General features: G+C 47.1%; 16 protein-coding genes. 12 read left to right on the top strand and 4 right to left on the bottom strand.

The genetic code is table 11. The features are described from left to right. Positions 1 to 35 precede the first annotated feature (35 nt). The gene (locus tag J4N45_RS03605) at positions 36 to 884 is read left to right on the top strand and encodes an endonuclease/exonuclease/phosphatase family protein (protein WP_252013687.1); all 849 of its coding nucleotides are present in this window, start codon (positions 36 to 38) and stop codon (positions 882 to 884) included. A gap of 14 nt (positions 885 to 898) precedes the next feature. Here J4N45_RS03605 and J4N45_RS03610 read toward each other — a convergent pair whose 3' ends face one another. Continuing rightward, entirely contained in the window at positions 899 to 1,669 is a 771-nt protein-coding gene (locus J4N45_RS03610; RefSeq protein ID WP_252013688.1) for a DUF1853 family protein, read from the bottom strand. A gap of 84 nt (positions 1,670 to 1,753) precedes the next feature. Between J4N45_RS03610 and J4N45_RS03615 the strand changes: the two genes are divergently transcribed. Then, complete coding sequence (locus J4N45_RS03615; RefSeq protein ID WP_252013689.1) at positions 1,754 to 2,512, top strand: Nif3-like dinuclear metal center hexameric protein; 759 nt, start codon at positions 1,754 to 1,756, stop codon at positions 2,510 to 2,512. A gap of 63 nt (positions 2,513 to 2,575) precedes the next feature. Here the strand turns inward: J4N45_RS03615 and J4N45_RS03620 are convergent, their stop codons facing one another. Beyond that, positions 2,576 to 3,865, bottom strand: coding sequence for a citrate synthase (locus J4N45_RS03620; protein ID WP_042476393.1), 1,290 nt, complete (start codon positions 3,863 to 3,865; stop codon positions 2,576 to 2,578). A 394-nt stretch (positions 3,866 to 4,259) separates the two neighbouring features. Between J4N45_RS03620 and sdhC the strand changes: the two genes are divergently transcribed. The 8 genes from sdhC to sucD all read left to right on the top strand — a co-directional run bounded on the left by sdhC (position 4,260) and on the right by sucD (position 13,851). Next, positions 4,260 to 4,652 carry a succinate dehydrogenase cytochrome b556 subunit gene (gene sdhC / locus J4N45_RS03625; protein ID WP_042476396.1) on the top strand — a complete coding sequence of 131 codons (393 nt, stop codon included), beginning with the start codon at positions 4,260 to 4,262 and terminating at the stop codon, positions 4,650 to 4,652. After that, the gene (gene sdhD / locus J4N45_RS03630) at positions 4,646 to 4,993 is read left to right on the top strand and encodes a succinate dehydrogenase, hydrophobic membrane anchor protein (protein WP_042476398.1); all 348 of its coding nucleotides are present in this window, start codon (positions 4,646 to 4,648) and stop codon (positions 4,991 to 4,993) included. The genes sdhC and sdhD overlap by 7 nt, the downstream gene beginning before the upstream one ends. Beyond that, on the top strand, positions 4,994 to 6,760 hold the full coding sequence (gene sdhA / locus J4N45_RS03635) for a succinate dehydrogenase flavoprotein subunit (protein ID WP_234494379.1): 1,767 nt from the start codon (positions 4,994 to 4,996) through the stop codon (positions 6,758 to 6,760). A 15-nt stretch (positions 6,761 to 6,775) separates the two neighbouring features. Then, the gene (locus J4N45_RS03640) at positions 6,776 to 7,486 is read left to right on the top strand and encodes a succinate dehydrogenase iron-sulfur subunit (protein WP_042476400.1); all 711 of its coding nucleotides are present in this window, start codon (positions 6,776 to 6,778) and stop codon (positions 7,484 to 7,486) included. A gap of 99 nt (positions 7,487 to 7,585) precedes the next feature. Further along, positions 7,586 to 10,393, top strand: coding sequence for a 2-oxoglutarate dehydrogenase E1 component (sucA, locus tag J4N45_RS03645; protein ID WP_252013690.1), 2,808 nt, complete (start codon positions 7,586 to 7,588; stop codon positions 10,391 to 10,393). 28 nt (positions 10,394 to 10,421) lie between these two features. Further along, entirely contained in the window at positions 10,422 to 11,627 is a 1,206-nt protein-coding gene (gene odhB, locus J4N45_RS03650) for a 2-oxoglutarate dehydrogenase complex dihydrolipoyllysine-residue succinyltransferase (RefSeq protein WP_252013691.1), read from the top strand. Between the two features lie 185 nt (positions 11,628 to 11,812). Further along, complete coding sequence (sucC, locus tag J4N45_RS03655; protein ID WP_042476405.1) at positions 11,813 to 12,979, top strand: ADP-forming succinate--CoA ligase subunit beta; 1,167 nt, start codon at positions 11,813 to 11,815, stop codon at positions 12,977 to 12,979. Beyond that, entirely contained in the window at positions 12,979 to 13,851 is an 873-nt protein-coding gene (gene sucD, locus J4N45_RS03660; RefSeq protein ID WP_042476406.1) for a succinate--CoA ligase subunit alpha, read from the top strand. The genes sucC and sucD overlap by 1 nt, the downstream gene beginning before the upstream one ends. Positions 13,852 to 13,946: 95 nt before the next feature. Here the strand turns inward: sucD and znuB are convergent, their stop codons facing one another. Together znuB and znuC are read right to left on the bottom strand one after the other, a co-directional pair. Continuing rightward, the gene (gene znuB, locus J4N45_RS03665; RefSeq protein WP_234494375.1) at positions 13,947 to 14,732 is read right to left on the bottom strand and encodes a zinc ABC transporter permease subunit ZnuB; all 786 of its coding nucleotides are present in this window, start codon (positions 14,730 to 14,732) and stop codon (positions 13,947 to 13,949) included. Next, a complete protein-coding gene (gene znuC / locus J4N45_RS03670) occupies positions 14,725 to 15,513 on the bottom strand; it encodes a zinc ABC transporter ATP-binding protein ZnuC (RefSeq protein WP_252013692.1) in 789 nt (262 codons plus the stop codon). The genes znuB and znuC overlap by 8 nt, the downstream gene beginning before the upstream one ends. 80 nt (positions 15,514 to 15,593) lie before the next feature. On the opposite strand from znuC, the gene znuA reads away from it, so the two are divergent. Both znuA and J4N45_RS03680 read left to right on the top strand, forming a co-directional pair. Further along, on the top strand, positions 15,594 to 16,478 hold the full coding sequence (gene znuA / locus J4N45_RS03675; protein WP_252013693.1) for a zinc ABC transporter substrate-binding protein ZnuA: 885 nt from the start codon (positions 15,594 to 15,596) through the stop codon (positions 16,476 to 16,478). 247 nt (positions 16,479 to 16,725) lie between these two features. Continuing rightward, complete coding sequence (locus J4N45_RS03680; RefSeq protein WP_252013694.1) at positions 16,726 to 20,115, top strand: helix-turn-helix domain-containing protein; 3,390 nt, start codon at positions 16,726 to 16,728, stop codon at positions 20,113 to 20,115. The last annotated feature ends 13 nt before the right edge of the window (positions 20,116 to 20,128 follow it).

Consider the following 20,128-nt stretch of genomic DNA (forward strand, 5'->3'; position numbering starts at 1 on the left):
AGGCAACTACTCCTTTTTTACTTTTAGGGTGAGCAATGAAGTTAAAGTGGCTTTTAGTCGGTGCATTGGCTGCGCTTGGTATGGCGGTTGGTGGGTTTCAAGCGGTGTTTACCGTTTCAGATACGCCAGAAATCACCACCGTTCGCGGCGCGCAGGTTGATACCGAATTAAAGTGTTATCACAATCCCACGCCAGAGGCGCTTGATGACGCAGGGCGACTTAATGTGCTGGTGTGGAATGTCTATAAGCAAAACAGAGATAACCTTCTCTCAGAGCTTACAGAGCGCTCTCAAGACAGACAGTTGGTGTTACTTCAAGAGGCAAGTCTTGATGATCAGTTCCTCGATTGGCTACAGCGCTCAGAGTGGGGAAGTAATCAGGTCAGCGCATTTAAAGCATTTGATGTTTCAAGTGGGGTTTTGAACTTGAGTCGTGCCATGCCAAAAGTCGCCTGTGCAAACCTTCAAGTTGAACCTTGGCTGCAACTCCCTAAATCTGGTCTCTATGCAGAATATAAGCTCTCTAATGGACAGACTTTGATAGCGCTTAACCTGCACTCGGTGAACTTTACCTTAGGGACGCAAGAGTATAAGCAACAACTGGACTCGTTTAAGCAGGTGCTTGAATCTCACTCCGGCCCCTTACTCATCGCTGGTGACTTCAACAGTTGGAGCGAATCAAGAATGGAAGTACTAAAAAATGTCCTTCGCAACTATCAAATCAAAGAGGTCAAGTTTACCCCTGATCATCGAAAACGCTTTGTTACCGGACTGCCACTCGATCACATCTTCTATCGAGGAATGACGTTAGAGGCAACGAGTACACCTGAAAGTGACGCGTCGGATCATAATCCAATGCTGGCTGAATTTGTTTTGTCTCAGTAGACTATATCAACTTTTTACATACTGCTTTGCGGCCAATCATCAGGGACGATAAACCAGAATTGACCACTCTCGGCTTGGCAGTGAATAAAGTGCTTTGGGAGAGCCGATACAGGATCGCTGTCACCGCGTTGACGTTTACCAGCCGCCCAAAGTGGTTTCTCCAATCTGTACACAGGTTCATTAATGCGGTGAAACTGAGATTGGTAACACCAGTAACCAGTGATCCGCTGTGGATTGATGCGCAGTCCCACGCACTCTGTTGGCACGTCCTCTTGCTCAAATGGGTTGATATAGAGTCGACCTTGCATCAGTAGATGTTGAGATGGGCTCAGTAGGTCAGGGTACTGCGATTTGAACGCTGGGGTATCCGACATCTTAAGTTGGTGGTTGAGCATGCGGCTTAGCTTTTTATCCAGCCTATCTTTGGCGTTAGGTCCATACCAAAGGCCGTCTTTGAGCAAATAGAACTTAATCGCGACTTCCCAGTGTTCAAGCCTTGGCTCACCTCTTTTCTCAATAAGGAAGTCGATAGCGCCTAAGGTCCGCCCGTCTTGCCGCAGTTGTATCTCTTCCGCGAATACGCTGTGTAGCTTGCTTTGCTCGAATAAGCGTCGGCACAGTTCCTGATAAAGAAAACCGAGCCTAGGGTTACCTTGGTACTCAGAGTCATCCTGTGTGCTTGAAATATTCGATGACTTTGGGAAACGCTCTGCCACGTTTTCGTGCCCTGTGATGAGGCTTTGGCTCTCGCTTATCCAAGTGATGAAGTCCCTAATTGATTGCATGGCGTATTCTTTACGTTTTCCTTTCGACATTGCTAGAGTAAATTGCTATAACCACGGAAATCAAGAATTTGCTCAGGAATTGCCATGAATAACTTAAAGCTTGAAGCTATCCTCAATGAAAAACTATCGCCGCAATTAATTAAAGATTACAGCCCTAACGGACTTCAAGTTGAAGGTGCGAGTGAAATCAAAAAAGTGATCACTGGTGTAACGGCCTCTCAAGCGCTTATCGATTATGCGGTGAGCGTAGAAGCGGATGCTGTGTTAGTACATCATGGTTATTTCTGGAAAGGTGAACCTGAACCGATTCGTGGGATGAAAGGTAAGCGAATTCGCACTCTGATCAAGAACGACGTGAACTTGTTTGGTTACCACCTCCCGCTTGATATCCACCCTGAGCTTGGTAATAACGCAAGATTAGCCGAGCTGCTTGATATTGAAGTCATTGATGGTCTTGAAGGGCACCCACAATCTGTGGCTATGTTCGGCAAACTAGCGACGCCGATGACGGGGGCTGACTTTGCCGCTAAGATTGCAAAGACGCTGAATCGTGAACCTTTGCATATCGCTCCAGATATGGCGGATAAGCTGATTGAAACCGTTGGTTGGTGTACAGGTGGTGGTCAAGATTACATTGAGCTTGCTGCGTCAAAAGGCTTGGATGCGTTTATTTCGGGAGAGATCTCTGAGCGTACGACCTACACAGCACGCGAACTCAATATTCACTATTTCGCTGCGGGACATCATGCAACCGAGCGCTATGGCATTAAGGCGTTGGGTGAATGGTTGGCTAAAGAGCATGGACTCGACGTTGAATTCAAGGATATCGATAATCCGGTTTAACGACGAGCAAACAAAAAAAGAGCAGCCTAGGCTGCTCTTTTGCTTTTGATGTTGTGTTTATCCTTATTCGCGTTCGTGTAGCGGTTTAAAGTCACGCATTGCTTCACCAGTGTAAAGCTGACGTGGACGACCGATACGGTTGCCTGGATCGCTGTGCATTTCATTCCAGTGAGCAATCCAACCTACTGTGCGAGACATCGCGAAGATTACTGTGAACATAGATACTGGGATACCAATCGCTTTAAGGATGATACCTGAGTAGAAATCTACGTTTGGATACAGTTTCTTCTCAACGAAGTACTCGTCAGACAGTGCAATACGCTCAAGCTCCATTGCAACATCCAATAGCGGATCTTGAATGTTAAGCTCTTTAAGTACGTCGTGACATGCTTCACGCATAACCGTCGCACGTGGATCGTAGTTTTTGTAAACACGGTGACCGAAGCCCATTAGTCGGAATGGGTCATCTTTGTCTTTCGCGCGCTCGATGTACTCAGGGATCTTATCTACAGAGCCAATCTCCTCAAGCATACGAAGACACGCTTCGTTAGCACCGCCGTGAGCAGGACCCCATAGAGATGCAATACCAGCCGCAATACATGCGAATGGGTTCGCACCTGACGAACCAGCAAGACGTACAGTCGACGTAGACGCATTTTGCTCGTGGTCTGCGTGCAGCGTAAAGATCTTATCCATTGCGCGCGCAACGATTGGGTTAACTTCATACTCTTCACATGGGTTAGCGAACATCATGTGTAGGAAGTTTTCCGCGTACGTAAGGTCGTTGCGTGGATAGATGAATGGTTGACCGATAGAATACTTGTAACACATTGCCGCAAGTGTAGGCATCTTAGAAATCAAGCGGTAAGCTGCGATTTCACGGTGTGAGTCGTTGTTGATATCGAGAGAATCGTGGTAGAAGGCGGCAAGAGCACCAACCACACCACACATTACTGCCATTGGGTGAGCGTCGCGACGGAAACCGTGGAAGAAACTCGCAATTTGCTCATGAACCATGGTGTGACGGGTCACGATTTGTTTAAAGCTTTCGTATTCTTCGCGTGTCGGGGCTTCACCAACGAGAAGAATGTAGCAAACCTCTAGGTAGTCTGCGTTATTAGCTAACTGATCGATAGGGAAACCACGGTGTAACAGGACACCTTTACCGCCGTCGATATAAGTGATTTGAGATTCACAGGATGCAGTGGCAAGAAAACCCGGGTCAAATGTAAAGTAACCATTGGCTCCAAGTTTACGAACATCGACTACTTCTGGTCCGATAGAACCTTCCATAATCGGCAGCTCGATTGGCGCTTGACCTTCAATATGAAGGGTCGCTTTCTTATCTGCCATAACAATCTCCTTTGTTTATTATTTAATCCGTCCAGGATGTTTGTGTGCCAATTTTTTACTTCGCTTCGGGGGCAAAGTCAATTTTTATACGGTTTTGTGTGCACTTGTTATGATTTTTTATAGAAAAATGGTTAAAAATCTGTTCTGTGTAGCATATTTTGTTACACCAATTGTATTAGAATGTTGCCAACCGTATAGTTTCGGTGAAATTGTTGGTCAAAACCTTGTAAACTCGAGGATGCAAACCGAAGTGAGGTCGATTTGAATTCTCGTTTGTTAACATTATTGTTACAATTATCTCCCTTGTAACACGAAATTATTGTTAACTTTATGTTAACTTTTGAGGCTTACAGACCAAAAATTATTCATAACAATAAATGCTCAATGGAGCTGAGTGAGCAAGCCCGTGAAAGAAAGAAAGTCCAGACCTGTTAATTTAGATTTACAGACAATCCGCTTTCCGATCACCGCAATCGCTTCCATCCTGCACCGTGTGTCAGGTGTGATTACGTTTGTGTCGATCGGTATTCTCCTTTGGTTACTAGCCAAGTCACTCTCATCCCCGATTGGGTTTGCGGAGGCAGCCGACATTGTCGACGGTTTCTTCGTCAAATTTATCCTTTGGGGCATTTTGACAGCACTTGCGTATCACATCGTGGGTGGTGTTCGCCACTTGATTATGGACCTAGGTTACTTTGAAGAGCTCGAATCGGGCGCGAAGAGTGCCAAGGTTGCCTTCATCGTGACAGGTGTTCTGTCACTGCTGGCTGGAGTATTGGTATGGTAAGCAACGTTTCAACTTTTGGTCGTAACGGCGTACACGATTTTCTATTAATTCGTGCCACCGCCATCATTATGACCTTGTACACAATTTATCTCGTGAGCTTCTGCGCGTTTGCAGGGGATATTTCCTACGTATCGTGGACCAACTTCTTCGGTGGCACTTTCACTAAGGTGTTCACCATGCTTGCGTTAGCCTCAGTGCTAATTCATGCCTGGATCGGTCTATGGCAAGTTCTTACAGACTATATCAAGCACACGCTTCTGCGTGGCGCACTGCAACTGACGTTTGTTGCGGTACTGCTTGGTTATTTCTTCTCTGGTTTCTTTATTCTGTGGGGTGCGTAAGTGTCTATTCCAGTTCGTGAGTTTGATGCCGTAGTAATCGGCGCTGGTGGTGCAGGCATGCGCGCTGCACTACAAATTTCAGAGCAAGGCCTTTCTTGTGCTTTGCTATCTAAGGTTTTTCCTACTCGTTCGCACACTGTATCTGCCCAAGGCGGTATCACAGTAGCGCTTGGTAACTCTCATAAAGACGATTGGCAGTGGCATATGTATGACACTGTTAAAGGGTCGGATTATATCGGTGACCAAAACGCTATCGAGTACATGTGTAAAAATGGTCCTAAGTCGGTTATCGAACTAGAGAAAATGGGTCTTCCTTTCTCTCGTTTTGACAATGGTTCGATTTATCAACGTCCATTTGGTGGTCAGTCTAAAGAGTTTGGTGGTGAGCAAGCGGCGCGTACCGCAGCTGCCGCTGACCGTACTGGTCACGCTCTGCTTCATACGCTTTATCAGCAAAATATTAAACACAAGACCACTATCTTCTCTGAGTGGTATGCGCTGGATCTTGTTAAGAACCAAGATGGCGCGGTATTGGGTTGTACTGCTCTGTGTATGGAAACTGGTGAGATTTGTTACTTCAAATCGAAAGCGACCATCCTTGCAACGGGTGGTGCAGGTCGTATCTACGCTTCAACAACCAACGCACACATCAACACAGGTGATGGTGTTGGTATGGCACTTCGTGCTGGTGTTCCAATGCAAGACATGGAAATGTGGCAGTTCCACCCAACGGGTATCGCTGGCGCAGGCGTACTGGTAACAGAAGGCTGTCGTGGTGAGGGTGGTTACCTTCTAAATAAAGATGGTGAGCGCTTCATGGAGCGTTATGCACCGAACGCGAAAGACCTGGCTGGTCGAGACGTTGTAGCTCGTTCAATGATGATCGAAATTCGTGAAGGTCGCGGCTGTGATGGTCCTTGGGGTCCGCACATTAAACTGAAGATGGACCACCTAGGTAAAGATGTACTTGAGTCTCGTTTGCCAGGTATCTGTGAGCTATCTCGTACATTCGCACACGTCGATCCTGTGAAAGAACCAATTCCAGTTATTCCAACTTGTCACTACATGATGGGTGGCGTACCGACTCAAGTTTCTGGTCAAGCGATTAAGCAAGACGCATCAGGGAACGATCTTGAGGTTCAAGGTCTATTCGCTTGCGGCGAAATTGCATCAGTATCGGTTCACGGCGCTAACCGCTTGGGTGGTAACTCGCTACTTGACCTTGTGGTATTTGGTCGCGCAACAGGTCTACACCTTGGTGAGACATTGGCTGCACAAACAGAGGCACGCCCTGCAACCGAATCCGATATCGAAGCATCGCTTGCTCGTACTATGCGTTGGGAAAACAGTGCATCAGGCGAAGACCCAGCTCAAATCCGTAAGGACCTACAAACTTGTATGCAAAACAGCTTCTCGGTATTCCGCGAAGGCGATGCGATGGCAACGGGTCTAGAAGAGCTGAAAGTGATTCGTGAGCGTCTGAAAGAAGCACACCTTGCTGACAAGTCGAAAGAATTCAACACCCAGCGTGTTGAGTGTTTAGAGCTTGATAACCTGATGGAGACAGCGTTCTCCACGGCGGTAGCGGCAAACTATCGTACCGAGAGTCGCGGCGCTCATGCTCGCTTTGACTTCCCAGAGCGTGATGATGAGCAGTGGCTATGTCACTCTATCTATAACCCTGAAACTGAGCAGATGTCGAAGCGTGATGTCAACATGACGCCTGTTCACCGTGAAGCTTTCCCGCCGAAAGCACGTACGTACTAAAGGGAGGACACGACTATGAAACTTAATTTCTCTCTTTACCGTTACAATCCGGATGTAGATAACAAGCCATACATGAAAGACTACACCCTAGAGGTGGATGAAGGGTCGGACATGATGGTACTTGATGCTCTGATTTTGCTGAAAGAGCAAGACCCAACGATCGCTTTTCGTCGTTCATGCCGTGAGGGGGTTTGTGGCTCCGACGGTCTGAACATGAATGGTAAGAACGGCCTTGCTTGTATCACACCATTATCAGCGCTTGAGGGTGGCAAGATAGTCATTCGTCCGTTACCGGGACTTCCGGTCGTTCGAGACTTGATTGTAGACATGACTCAGTTTTATGATAACTACGCGAAAGTTAAGCCATTTCTCATTTCAGATGGGAATGTGCCACCATCGCGTGAAAACCTGCAAATGCCAGAAGAACGAGCACACCTTGATGGTCTCTATGAGTGCATCATGTGTGCGTGTTGTACGACTTCTTGCCCATCGTTCTGGTGGAATCCAGACAAGTTCATTGGACCTGCAGGTCTTCTCGCGGCGTATCGCTGGCTGATTGACAGTCGTGATACGGCAACAGATGAACGCTTATCAAATCTTGATGATGCATTTAGCGTTTTCCGTTGTCACGGCATTATGAACTGTGTCAGTGTATGTCCTAAGGGACTCAACCCGACGAAAGCGATTGGTCATATCAAGTCAATGCTTGTTAATCGTTCGGTGTAATAAAAAATAAAAATTGCCGACTCGACGCCCTGGAGAGTCGGCTTCTTATAGCTCGGCGTAGACCGATGCATACGTGAAAACTACTGGTTAAGGGAAAATATGCACAATAGTGTGATGAAGGCATGGCTCGAGTCTTCACACTTGGCAGGCGCCAATGCAACGTACGTAGAAGACCTCTACGAACTGTATCTAAGTGATCCCGAACAGGTAAGTGAGGAGTGGAAACGTGTATTTGATGGGTTGCCTGTGCAGCCTGATGTGGTTGAACAACCGCACTCACGTGTCCGTGATTACTTCCGACGACTCGCTCAAGAAACAAAGCATTCAAGTGCTCAAGTAAGTGACCCCGAGGTCGATGCAAAACAAGTAAAGGTTCTACAGCTTATCAATGCTTACCGCTTCCGCGGGCATCAAGCTGCTAATCTGGACCCACTTGGTTTATGGAAACGCCCAACCGTTGATGAATTGGAGCCTGCGTTCCATTCACTCACCGAAGATGACTTAGACGAAACGTTCAATGTAGGCTCTTTTGCTATCGGGCAAGAAAGCATGACGTTACGTGATCTTCACAAGGCGCTGCAAAAAACCTACTGTGGCTCTATCGGTGCAGAATATATGCACATGACGAACACTGCTCAAAAACGTTGGATTCAGCAACGTCTAGAGTCGGTCGTTGGTCAACCCTCCTTTGATTCCGAACATAAACACACTTTCTTAGCAGAACTTACCGCCGCTGAAGGTCTAGAGCGCTATCTTGGTGCTAAATTCCCAGGTGCTAAACGTTTCTCGCTAGAGGGTGGTGATGCTCTAATCCCAATGACAAAAGAACTGATTCGACATGCTGGTAGCCAAGGCATGCGTGAAGTGGTCATTGGTATGGCGCACCGTGGTCGTTTGAACATGTTGGTTAACGTCTTGGGTAAAAAACCTCAAGACCTTTTCGATGAGTTCGCTGGTAAGCACGACGAAACATGGGGTACAGGTGATGTTAAGTACCACCAAGGTTTCTCTGCTGACTTCGCGACGCCAGGTGGAGATGTGCATTTAGCATTAGCATTCAACCCATCTCACCTTGAAATCGTTAACCCGGTTGTTATTGGTTCAGTTCGTGCTCGTCAAGATCGCTTAGGCGATAAAGATGGCGGTATGGTTCTGCCTATTACGATTCACGGCGACTCTGCGATTGCGGGTCAAGGTGTCGTACAAGAAACCTTTAACATGTCGCAAGCACGTGGCTTTAAAGTTGGCGGTACTATTCGCATCGTAGTGAATAACCAAGTTGGCTTTACGACCTCTAATCCGCGCGATACTCGTTCAACGATGTACTGTACCGATATCGCGAAAATGGTTCAGGCGCCGATTTTCCACGTTAACGCAGATGATCCAGAAGCGGTGGCATTTGTTACTCAGATTGCCTTAGATTTCCGCAACGAGTTCGCGAAAGACGTGGTTATTGACCTAGTTTGTTATCGTCGTCATGGTCACAACGAAGCTGATGAGCCGAACGCTACTCAGCCACTGATGTACCAGAAGATCAAAAAGCACCCAACACCGCGTAAGCTGTATGCGGATGTCCTGATCGAGCGTGAAGAGAGTGACATTGAAACTGCAACGCAGATGATCAATGAATACCGTGACGCGCTGGATCGTGGTGAAGTGGTTTGTAAAGAGTGGCGCCCAATGGCTCTTCACTCTGTTGACTGGTCTCCGTATCTTGGTCGAGATTGGGACGAAGAGTGGGGTGGTCAAGTTGGTACTGAGCGTCTAGTTGCTCTTGGTCAGAAGCTTGGTCAATATCCAGATAGCCATAAGCTCCAAAGTCGAGTCAACAAGCTCTACAACGATCGTGCTGCCATGATGAGTGGCGAGAAGATGATCGACTGGGGTATGGCAGAGACGTTGGCGTATGCAACGCTGCTCGATGATGGTAAGCGCATCCGTATTTCAGGTCAGGATTCTGGTCGTGGTACGTTCTTCCACCGTCACTCAGTGCTGCACAACCAAGAAGATGCAAGTACCTACATTCCACTTGCTAACCTTCACGATAAACAGGGTCCATTCCAGGTATTTGACTCGGTTCTATCGGAAGAAGCGGTACTGGCATTTGAGTATGGCTATGCAACAGCAGAGCCAAGTGGTCTCACGATTTGGGAAGCACAGTTTGGTGATTTCGCCAACGGTGCTCAAGTTGTTATCGACCAATTTATTTCGTCTGGTGAGCAAAAATGGGGTCGTCTGTGCGGTCTGACGATGCTGTTGCCGCACGGTTATGAAGGTCAAGGTCCAGAGCACTCTTCGGCTCGTCTAGAGCGTTACCTTCAATTATGTGCTGAACAAAACATGCAGGTGGTGATTCCATCAACGCCAGCTCAGGTTTATCACATGATTCGCCGTCAGGTCGTTCGTCCAATGCGTCGTCCGCTTATCGTCATGTCACCTAAGTCACTGCTAAGACACCCATTGTGTACGTCTAGCATTGAAGATTTGGCAGAGGGTACGTTTGAACCTGCGATCGGTGAAGTCGATGAGCTTAAGCCAGAAAACGTCAAGCGCGTTGTATTCTGCTCCGGTAAAGTCTATTTCGACCTGCTAGAGCAACGTCGTAACAACGAGCAAGAAGATGTGGCGATTGTTCGTATTGAACAGCTATATCCATTCCCACTGGATGATGTAAAAGCCAAGATTGCTGAATACACCAATGCTCAAAATTTCGTTTGGTGTCAGGAAGAGCCTCAAAACCAAGGTGCTTGGTATTCAAGTCAACACAATTTCCGTGCAGCTATCCCTGCAGGCGCTGACTTGAAATACGCTGGCCGTCCAGCATCAGCATCTCCGGCGGTTGGTTATATGTCGGTACACTTGAAACAACAGAAAGCGTTAATTTCTGACGCGTTGACCCTAGATTAAGAACTAGAAGAAAAAGGAAGAAACAGATATGACAATTGAAATTCTGGTTCCAGACTTACCTGAATCAGTTGCAGACGCGACAGTCGCGACTTGGCACAAGAAACCAGGCGAAGCGGTAGCGCGTGATGAAGTTATCGTTGATATCGAAACCGATAAAGTGGTTCTTGAAGTCCCTGCACCTGAAGAAGGTGTTCTTGAAGAGATTATTGAAGAAGAAGGCGCAACGGTTCTATCTAAGCAGCTGATTGCCAAGCTTAAGCCTGGTGCCGTCGCTGGTGAACCAACCACAGATACCACTGAATCAACAGAAGCTTCTCCAGACAAGCGTCACAAAGCGGCGCTTACAGAAGAGTCTAATGACGCTCTGAGCCCAGCCGTTCGTCGTCTTCTTGCAGAGAACGACCTCAGAGCTGAGGATGTAAAAGGCACTGGTGTTGGCGGCCGTATTACGCGTGAAGACATCGAAGCGCATCTGGCTACAGCGAAGAACGCACCTAAAGCTGAAGCTGAGGCACCGGTAGCACCTGTATTGGCTCGTAGCCAAAAACGTGTACCTATGACTCGCCTACGTAAACGTGTAGCGGAGCGTCTGCTTGAAGCGAAGAACAGCACTGCGATGCTGACGACGTTTAACGAAGTGAACATGAAGCCAATTATGGATCTTCGTAAGCAGTACAAAGACCAGTTTGAAGAGCGCCACGGCACTCGTCTAGGCTTCATGTCTTTCTACGTCAAGGCCGTAACGGAAGCGCTAAAACGCTACCCAGAAGTGAACGCATCTATCGACGGTGATGACATCGTTTATCACAACTACTTTGACATCAGCATGGCAGTTTCAACGCCACGTGGTCTTGTGACACCAGTACTAAAAGACTGTGATTCACTAGGCTTTGCTGATATCGAGAAAGGTATTAAAGAGCTAGCGATCAAAGGTCGTGACGGCAAACTAACGGTTGAAGAGTTGACGGGTGGTAACTTCACCATCACTAACGGCGGTGTGTTTGGCTCACTAATGTCTACGCCTATCATCAACCCACCACAAGCGGCAATCTTGGGTATGCACAAGATTCAAGACCGTCCGATGGCTGTTGATGGCAAGGTAGAGATCCTGCCGATGATGTATTTAGCGCTTTCTTATGACCACCGTTTAATTGATGGTCGTGAGTCAGTAGGCTTCTTGGTGACTATCAAGGAACTACTGGAAGATCCAACACGCTTGCTACTGGATGTATAGTTAAGCGTTGTTTTTATTTTGGATGTATAGACGTCCAAAATAAATGGAGCTAGACTAGCTCAACGTCTAGCTCCTTAGTAAGCCCCGAAGAGGCGGCTCTAACGAGTACTCCTACAGACGTATTACCGATAATCGGTATATGGAAATATAAAATCCCTCAGGGATATAACAAATGGAATCGCACAATGAATTTGCATGAATATCAAGCCAAACAGCTGTTTGCAGAATTCGGATTGCCTGTACCAGAAGGCTACGCATGTGACACCCCACAAGAAGCATTCGAAGCTGCTGGTCGTATCAGTACTGAAAAGAAAGTAGTTAAATGTCAGGTTCACGCTGGTGGCCGCGGTAAAGCGGGCGGCGTGGAACTTCATGACACCAAAGATGGTGTTAAAGAATTCGCTCAGAAGTGGCTTGGTAAGAACTTAGTGACTTATCAAACAGACGCAAATGGCCAACCAGTGACTAAGATCCTAGTTGAAGAAGCGTCTAACATCGCCAATGAGCTGTATCTTGGTGCCGTTGTTGACCGTGCTACACGTCGTATCGTGTTCATGGCATCAACTGAAGGTGGCGTTGAGATTGAAAAAGTGGCGGAAGAAACGCCAGAGCTTATTCATAAAGCTGCGATTGATCCGTTAGTGGGTCCACAGGCTTACCAAGGTCGTGAGCTTGCGTTCAAGCTTGGTCTTGAAGGCGACCAAATCAAGCAATTCGTAAAAATCTTCATGGGTCTAGGCAACATGTTTGCTCAATACGACCTTGCACTGCTAGAGATTAACCCACTGGTTATCACTGGCGAAGGCAACCTTCTATGTCTTGATGGCAAGATCAACATCGATTCAAATGCACTTTACCGTCAGCCTAAACTTCGTGAAATGCACGATCCTTCACAAGAAGATGAGCGTGAAGCACACGCGGCTCAATGGGAGCTTAACTACGTAGCACTTGATGGCAACATCGGCTGTATGGTTAACGGTGCGGGCCTTGCAATGGGTACCATGGACATTGTAAACCTACACGGCGGTCAGCCAGCTAACTTTCTTGACGTAGGTGGCGGCGCGACAAAAGAACGTGTAACCGAAGCGTTTAAGATCATCCTATCTGACAGCAACGTGAAAGCGGTACTGGTTAACATCTTCGGTGGTATCGTACGTTGTGACCTTATCGCGGATGGCATCATTGGCGCGGTTGAAGAAGTGGGTGTTGAAGTACCAGTAGTGGTTCGTCTAGAAGGTAACAATGCACCTCTAGGCTCACAAAAACTCGCGGAAAGTGGTCTGAATATCATTGCTGCAAGCTCGCTAACAGAAGCAGCGGAAAAAGTAGTTGCTGCAGCGGAGGGCAAATAATGTCTGTACTAATTAATAAAGATACAAAAGTTATCTGCCAAGGCTTCACTGGTGGTCAAGGTACGTTCCACTCAGAGCAAGCTATTGCTTACGGCACACAAATGGTAGGCGGTGTTTCTCCAGGCAAAGGTGGTCAAACTCATCTAGGTCTTCCTGTATTTAATACAGTGCGCGAAGCGGTTGAAGTAACGGGTGCAACGGCATCAGTTATCTACGTACCAGCACCGTTCTGTAAAGATGCGATTCTTGAAGCGATTGATGCTGGTATTAAGCTGATCGTAACCATCACTGAAGGCATTCCAACGCTGGATCTACTTGACGTTAAAGTACGTCTAGATGAAGCGGGCGTTGTGATGATTGGTCCAAACTGTCCAGGCGTTATCACTCCTGATGAGTGTAAGATCGGTATCATGCCGGGTCATATCCACAAGAAAGGTAAAGTGGGTATCGTATCTCGTTCAGGTACGCTTACGTACGAAGCAGTTAAGCAGACAACTGACGAAGGCTTTGGTCAGTCTACATGTGTTGGTATCGGTGGTGATCCAATCCCAGGTTCAAACTTCATTGATATCCTGAAGCTGTTCGAACAAGATCCTGAAACTGAAGCGATCGTTATGATCGGTGAGATCGGCGGTACAGCGGAAGAAGAAGCGGCGGCGTTTATCAAAGAGAACGTCACTAAGCCAGTTGTCTCTTACATTGCAGGTGTTACAGCGCCTCCAGGTAAACGTATGGGTCACGCTGGTGCGATTATCTCTGGTGGTAAAGGTACCGCAGAAGACAAGTTTGCAGCGCTAGAAGCTGCGGGTGTTAAGACGGTTAAGAGCCTTGCTGACATTGGTAAAGGTCTTCGTGAGATCACCGGTTGGTAATGCCTACTTGTAAAAATACAAAGCTCTAGCGATTCGCTAGAGCTTTTTTGTTTCTGGTATCTAAATTACGTGTAAACCTGAGAATCCGTCGAACGTTAGGCTCTTGAGGGCGCGAGCTGAGCCAGTAAGAAAAACCCTGCTGCACTGATCACCACTGATGGTCCTGCAGGTGTATCGTAGAACCAAGAGAGGCTAAGGCCACAAAAGACAGATATGATACCAATGACAGATGCGGTAACGGCCATTTGCTCTGGAGTCACGGTAAACTTGCGTGCGGTGGCTGCGGGAATGATGAGTAGCGATGTCATAATCAGTGCGCCAACAAACTTCATTCCGATAGCGATAACCAGACCCACCATCAACATAATGATTAAGCGCATTAAATCGACGTTGACGCCTTCAACGGCAGCGAGATCTTCATTGACGGTCGTTGAGAGGAGTGGTCGCCAAAAAATGAATAGCAACAAGCCAATCACCGCGACTCCAGCATAGATGTAGAAAAGATCGGTCGGCGAGACAGCAAGCAAGTCACCAAACAAGTAGCTCATCAAATCGACGCGAACATTATCTAAAAAGCTAACGGCAACCAAACCTAGCGAGAGCGCACTATGTGCGAGTATCCCAAGCAGAGTATCTGTCGCGACCAGTTTTTGCTTTTGCAGCGTCACCAAAACGATAGCGAGCGCCATGCAGCAAATGACGAGCGCGAGGTAGAGGTTAATGTTGAACAGAAAGCCGAGCGCTAAGCCCATTAGCGAGGCGTGGGCAAGCGTATCACCAAAGTAAGCCATTCTGCGCCAAACCACAAAGGATCCAAGTGGACCAGCAATCAAAGCAATGCCAATACCGGCAATAATCGAAGGAAGTAAAAACTCAATCATGATGGGCGTGTCCGTGATCATGGTGTGAACATTGTGTGGCGTCACCTTGCACTGGTTCACCTGAAAGATCGTGGTGGTGATGTAGGTGCTGATGTTGATAGAAGGCCAGTGTTTCTTGCGTAGCGCTACCAAACAATGCAATGTAAGAAGGGTGCTGCCTAACCGTTTGTGGCGCGCCTTGGCAACAAATATGGTGGTGCAGGCAGATAACGTTATCGGACTTTGCCATCACCAGATGAAGGTCGTGCGACACCATAAACACGGCGCAATTAAATCGATGACGTATCGAATCGATGAGTTCGTAGAGGTCGATCTGACCCTGCACATCAACACCTTGCGCAGGCTCATCAAGAACCAATATGTCAGGCCGTTGCAAGAGCGCACGTGCGAGCAATACGCGCTGGTTCTCACCACCAGAGAGTTGATGCATGTTGTTCTTAATTAGGTGTTCAGCTCCGACAAGCTTTAGCGCATCGAGCCGCTCTTGAACGCTGTACTTACCGGCTAATGCCAGAAAGCGCTCTACATTAAGCGGAAGTGAATCATTGAGTTTGAGCTTCTGAGGAACATAACCAATCTTGAGTTTTTTATCGCGCGTAATATGGCCCTTGTAGCGATTTTGAAGACCCAGTATGACCTTTACCAGCGTCGACTTTCCGGCACCATTAGGACCTATTAGAGTGAGAATTTCACCACGACTTATCGTTAGGCTAATATTATCTAGAACCTTTCTCTTGCTGAACTCAACACTAACGCGGTCCAGTTTAATCAGTTCGGACATAAATAGAACTCATTTGCAATTGATACGTGTTATAATGTAACATTTCGAGCCATTACTAGCTAGAAGGATTTTGAAGCCCTATGCATCGTTACATTCCAATTGTGGCACTTACTACACTGCTTCCGCTTAAATCGCAAGCTTTTGAAGTGCTAAACAGTATTAAACCATTTGAGATGATTTCTCAGGAGCTTATCCTCGATGGGCAATCTACGTCTTCAATATTGAATGCCAACGCCTCTCCTCATGATTATGCACTCAAACCTTCTGACGTGAAGAAATTACGTAGCAGTGAACTTGTGGTTTGGTTCGGTAACGATCTTGAGAGCTTCTTATCAAAGTCTCTGGAAGGGCAGCCTAATACGGTAAAAATTGAAGCGATTGACGGGCTATCGCTGCGTGAATTTGGCGAAGATGAGCATGACCATGGGCATGAAGGTCATCATCATGGTAGCTATGATCCTCATGTATGGTTAGGCCCTGAGCAGAGCCGACAGGTTGCGCGTGCAATCTCGACCAAGCTTCAAGAGCTTGACGCTGATAATACCGAAGCTTACCAACAAAAGTTGGCGCAGTTTGAAGCTAGTCTAGATAAAACGATTGATGAAGTGAAGGCACAACTTGAGCCGGTTCGTAGTGAAGGCTACTACGTTTTCCATGATGCGTACGGATACTACGAGGAATTCTTTAAGCTCAACAACCTCGGACACTTTACCGTTAGCCCCGAGCGTAAGCCGGGCGCTAAGACACTGATCTCAATTAAGACAACGCTGCGCGAGCAGAATGTAAAATGCGTGTTCTCTGAGCCTCAATTTACCCCTGCGGTTGTTGAGTCAGTGACACGCGGGACGGGCACGCATATTGGTCAGCTCGACCCATTAGGTACTGATATTGTGGTGAAAAAAGGCAGCTACTTCACCTTCTTAAAGGCAGTTGCAGATAGCTATGCAGGGTGTCTAAGTCAGTAAAAGCCGACAAATGACATTGCACATAATGTGAGTGCCGTTCCACAAAATGGGCGTTTAATTAAGTTTTACCTGTGATCATTTCGCCATTTAGGCGACTGAAGTCACGCTTTTCCTTTCCTAACAAAGCCAAATCCAGTAGATTTACGATAATTATCGTCGCAAATTAACTGGTTTGGCTTTGACTCTATCCTTGCTGCAAACACTTAGCTCGCCTACTACCTCGCATAAAAGAGCGGGTAGTCAAACGGTGTCTGCTCGCTCGATATTTACTTGTTTGTTCACCGCTTTGCTTTTGCTATGTCCATTAAGCCTAAAAGCGAAAGAGCTTCCTCCTGTTTTTTATCCTTTGTCATTACAAACCAATGGGCAGTTCCTAGCAGCTAAACAGTTGTTTCCAGGTGTAGAGGGAGGGCTTTGGTCCATTGATGTCCATAATCGTGTGCGTTTCTATGATGGTACTCGGTTTATTGAGTTAGAGAATCTCGCGTTCGAATACAATGACGTCACTTTTTTTGAGGGGCAGTTTTGGTATGCAAAGGCAAACAAGCTTTTTTCTAAAAAGCCGTTTGGTAACGTTGAGAAGGTTTATACCACTAAGCTGACTGAGCATATTCAATCGCTTGGAAATGGTGGTGAGCACATTTGGTTTGCGACCGACCAACACCTCTATCTTGGTATTGATTCAATCTCTCGATTTGAATCCATTGAGATCAAGGCGTTTGAGCGCTTTTATGGTGGTGTTGGCGTTTCGGTGACCGCAGCGATAGACACTTCAGATGGCTGGTATATAGGCACCAATGTTGGGCTCTATCGTTGGCAAAACGATAGCTTGAGCTATGTGGGTAAAACACATCGTGGACAAGTCTCTCGGTTACTTGTCGAGCCCCAGTCGAATACGCTTGTCATAGGCTACCATTCCGGTGTTGAGACTTTATCCTTAGAGAACACTGGCGAACGGCAGTTCTTTCCATTAGGTCAACATGTACTTGCACTTGGAAGCTCCGCGACACATTTCTGGGTAGGGACGGAGCAGGGACTGTACCTTCTGGACAAAGCGTCTCAGGAAATTAAACGGGTCGAATTTAACCCTCACGATGAGTTTGGTCTTGCTGGAGAGAAGATCTATGCCCTTGTCGCGGATGGTGAACTCGGTATGTGGATCGCGACCAACAACGGTGTCCGTTATTTTTCTGAGTATGGTTCGCTTTTTAAACGTAGCTCGGTATCGATTGATGAAAACCTGAATCGCTTAGAGCCAAAGCTGGAGGTGATGGATAATCCGCTTGGAGGATATTGGGTCATTACCGGAAGCGCGCTCTACTCCGTTGATGAGCAGGGTGAGTCAGCGATGGTATTTTGGGGCGCAGTGACCTCACTTGCACAGCGCGAGCAAGAGCTTTGGTTGGCCACAGACCGAGGGCTTATGCATGTAGAGCTTGGGGCTTACCAAATTACAGCAATGAATCAAACCGTAGAAAACCTCCCGGCTCAGGTCGAACATGTTGCTTTAGGGAGTGGTCACGTTTTGTGGGTCAGTGACGGTCTTCATCTTTTCAGTATCGACATCGAAACCCGCTCTGCAAAAGACTATGGGCAAGAATGGGTTGTGAGTGGTCACTTACCAGCAAAGGTGACCGAGATAAATGCACTTGGAGAGGATAGGGCCCTCATTGGCACGGATCACGGGCTCTATATCATTGAGCAAGGTCGAAGTCGTTATATTGGTGAAAGTGAGCCATTTGGAAGTGTCACCGAAATGGTTGCGCATGATAATAGTATCTGGGCTGCTAGCAGCTATGGTGCGTTTCGCTATGATACTGAGCATCAGTTATTTTCTCGACTGGAGCTTTCTCAGGATAGCACTAGACCAGTTTGTATTACTCGAAGTGATAATGCGTTTTGGCTTATTAGCTCTGCGGGACTCACCGCATACAATGATAATGGGCAGATAGTCAGACACCTAAGTGCGCCTTATGGTGTGATAAGTAATGAATTTATCAACGGTAGCTGCGCTTATAGCTCATACAGTGATCGCGTCGTTTTAGGTTCACGATATGGCATCGTAGAGTTTTCTCCCAACAAACTGCTAGATAACCCTGCGCCAACCCCTAAGGTTTTAGTCTCGCAAGTATCGGTGAATAACGAACCCATCAGCTTGGGTGATATTCAAGAGGCGGTCCACGACGTTGATTATGGCGATAGCATTGCATTGCAATTGAGCTTGTGGCCATCTAATCAAGGCCAAAGTTTGGTATACCGAACACCTGATACCGATTGGCAAACGATGCAAGGCTTCCAACTAAACATTGATAAGCCAACGCCAGGTATCCACTCCCTTGAAGTGACCGTACTAGGTGCGCAAGAGCAGAGTCTTCCTATACGCTTCAGTTATTTAGTGCGTACTCCTTGGTACATGACGGGCATGTTCTATTCAGTCCTAGGGCTAGCATCCATACTGCTTATTGCTGGCATTATCTATTGGCGCTCAAGACGGATCCGGTTTATGAACCGCTCGTTGAAGACACAAGTCGCCTTAAAAACTGAGCAGCTTCAGCACCAGAGTCGAGTATTGGTTGGTAATAATCAGCAGTTGCGTAAGGCTTTCAAAATCCGACAACTATTGCTGCAAGAGCTGGTGGAGCAAGCGGCCCAACATAGTGCTCAGTTTAAGCTTGAGCAGATCCCTAACTGGTCAAAGAGTAAAGCGCCAGATTATGATGGACTTGACAACATCAAGGCTATTTTTGATGAGGAGAGTACATCACCTGTTGTTTGCTCTGTGGTTAGTATCCTCAAGTTTACCGTCGATGCGTGGAAAAAAGAGCTGGATAGCTACGGCATAAAAGTCGAACTCGTGGTCAAAGCGAGCTGTGAGCGTGTAGTTCTCGATACGTGTAATCTCGACATCATCTTCAACTCTGTCATCGCTAATGCACTTCGAAGAATGGTTCGAGGTCAGGTGCTTAAGGTGACGGTCGATGATGAACTAACCAAACTCAATGTTATTTTCGAAGACAATGGTTTACCTTTGCCTAACTACAACGAACAGGCCTCCACTCAATCGTTTGACGGAAAAGAGAGTCAGCTCGACTTTAGCCCTTCGAGCCTCCCAGCTCATATTCATCGCTCAGGTGGGGAGTTAAAGCCGGTCGAAAGAGGAAGCACGAATCGTTTGACACTTCGTTGGATGCTCTCTCCAGAAGACAAGCGAGACAGTGGTTCTGGCGATATCTCAGAGCGTACAGTTGGAAAACCGATACTCGGAGTGGAGGCTTCGAAGCAGACTGTTGAAATAAAAGTCGACAAGCATGAGCAGTGGAAGCGCCAAGTTACTCGACTAGTATCGGAGCAGTTTAATGACCCGGACTTTAGCACTGCGTCTGTATCTAAAGCTCTATTCTTGTCAGAAAGGAGCTTCCAGCGCCGCTTTAAATCGCAGTTTAACAGCACCTTTACCGATTACTTAACGGATGTTCGTATGGAAAAAGCCTGTGAGATGCTTCTGCAGGGAGAGAAGGTGTCGGACGTTGCCTTTGCGTGTGGCTTCAATGACCCATCGTATTTCTCACAGCGCTTTAAGGTCTACTTTGGTCTTCCACCATCTAAGTTTGCCATGATGGACGTGACCGAAAGCTAGGTATTCAGTGACC

Source organism: Vibrio sp. SCSIO 43140, assembly GCF_023716585.1.
Taxonomy (GTDB): Bacteria; Pseudomonadota; Gammaproteobacteria; order Enterobacterales; family Vibrionaceae; genus Vibrio; species Vibrio maritimus_B.

Coding starts and splice junctions, on each gene's coding strand:
- J4N45_RS03620 (WP_042476393.1), bottom strand. CDS start 3,865: ATGGCAGATAAGAAAGCGACCCTTCATATTGAAGGTCAAGCGCCAATC.
- J4N45_RS03610 (WP_252013688.1), bottom strand. CDS start 1,669: ATGCAATCAATTAGGGACTTCATCACTTGGATAAGCGAGAGCCAAAGC.
- znuC (WP_252013692.1), bottom strand. CDS start 15,513: ATGTCCGAACTGATTAAACTGGACCGCGTTAGTGTTGAGTTCAGCAAG.
- J4N45_RS03615 (WP_252013689.1), top strand. CDS start 1,754: ATGAATAACTTAAAGCTTGAAGCTATCCTCAATGAAAAACTATCGCCG.
- J4N45_RS03605 (WP_252013687.1), top strand. CDS start 36: ATGAAGTTAAAGTGGCTTTTAGTCGGTGCATTGGCTGCGCTTGGTATG.
- znuA (WP_252013693.1), top strand. CDS start 15,594: ATGCATCGTTACATTCCAATTGTGGCACTTACTACACTGCTTCCGCTT.
- znuB (WP_234494375.1), bottom strand. CDS start 14,732: ATGATTGAGTTTTTACTTCCTTCGATTATTGCCGGTATTGGCATTGCT.
- sucD (WP_042476406.1), top strand. CDS start 12,979: ATGTCTGTACTAATTAATAAAGATACAAAAGTTATCTGCCAAGGCTTC.
- J4N45_RS03640 (WP_042476400.1), top strand. CDS start 6,776: ATGAAACTTAATTTCTCTCTTTACCGTTACAATCCGGATGTAGATAAC.
- odhB (WP_252013691.1), top strand. CDS start 10,422: ATGACAATTGAAATTCTGGTTCCAGACTTACCTGAATCAGTTGCAGAC.
- sucA (WP_252013690.1), top strand. CDS start 7,586: ATGCACAATAGTGTGATGAAGGCATGGCTCGAGTCTTCACACTTGGCA.
- sdhD (WP_042476398.1), top strand. CDS start 4,646: ATGGTAAGCAACGTTTCAACTTTTGGTCGTAACGGCGTACACGATTTT.
- sucC (WP_042476405.1), top strand. CDS start 11,813: ATGAATTTGCATGAATATCAAGCCAAACAGCTGTTTGCAGAATTCGGA.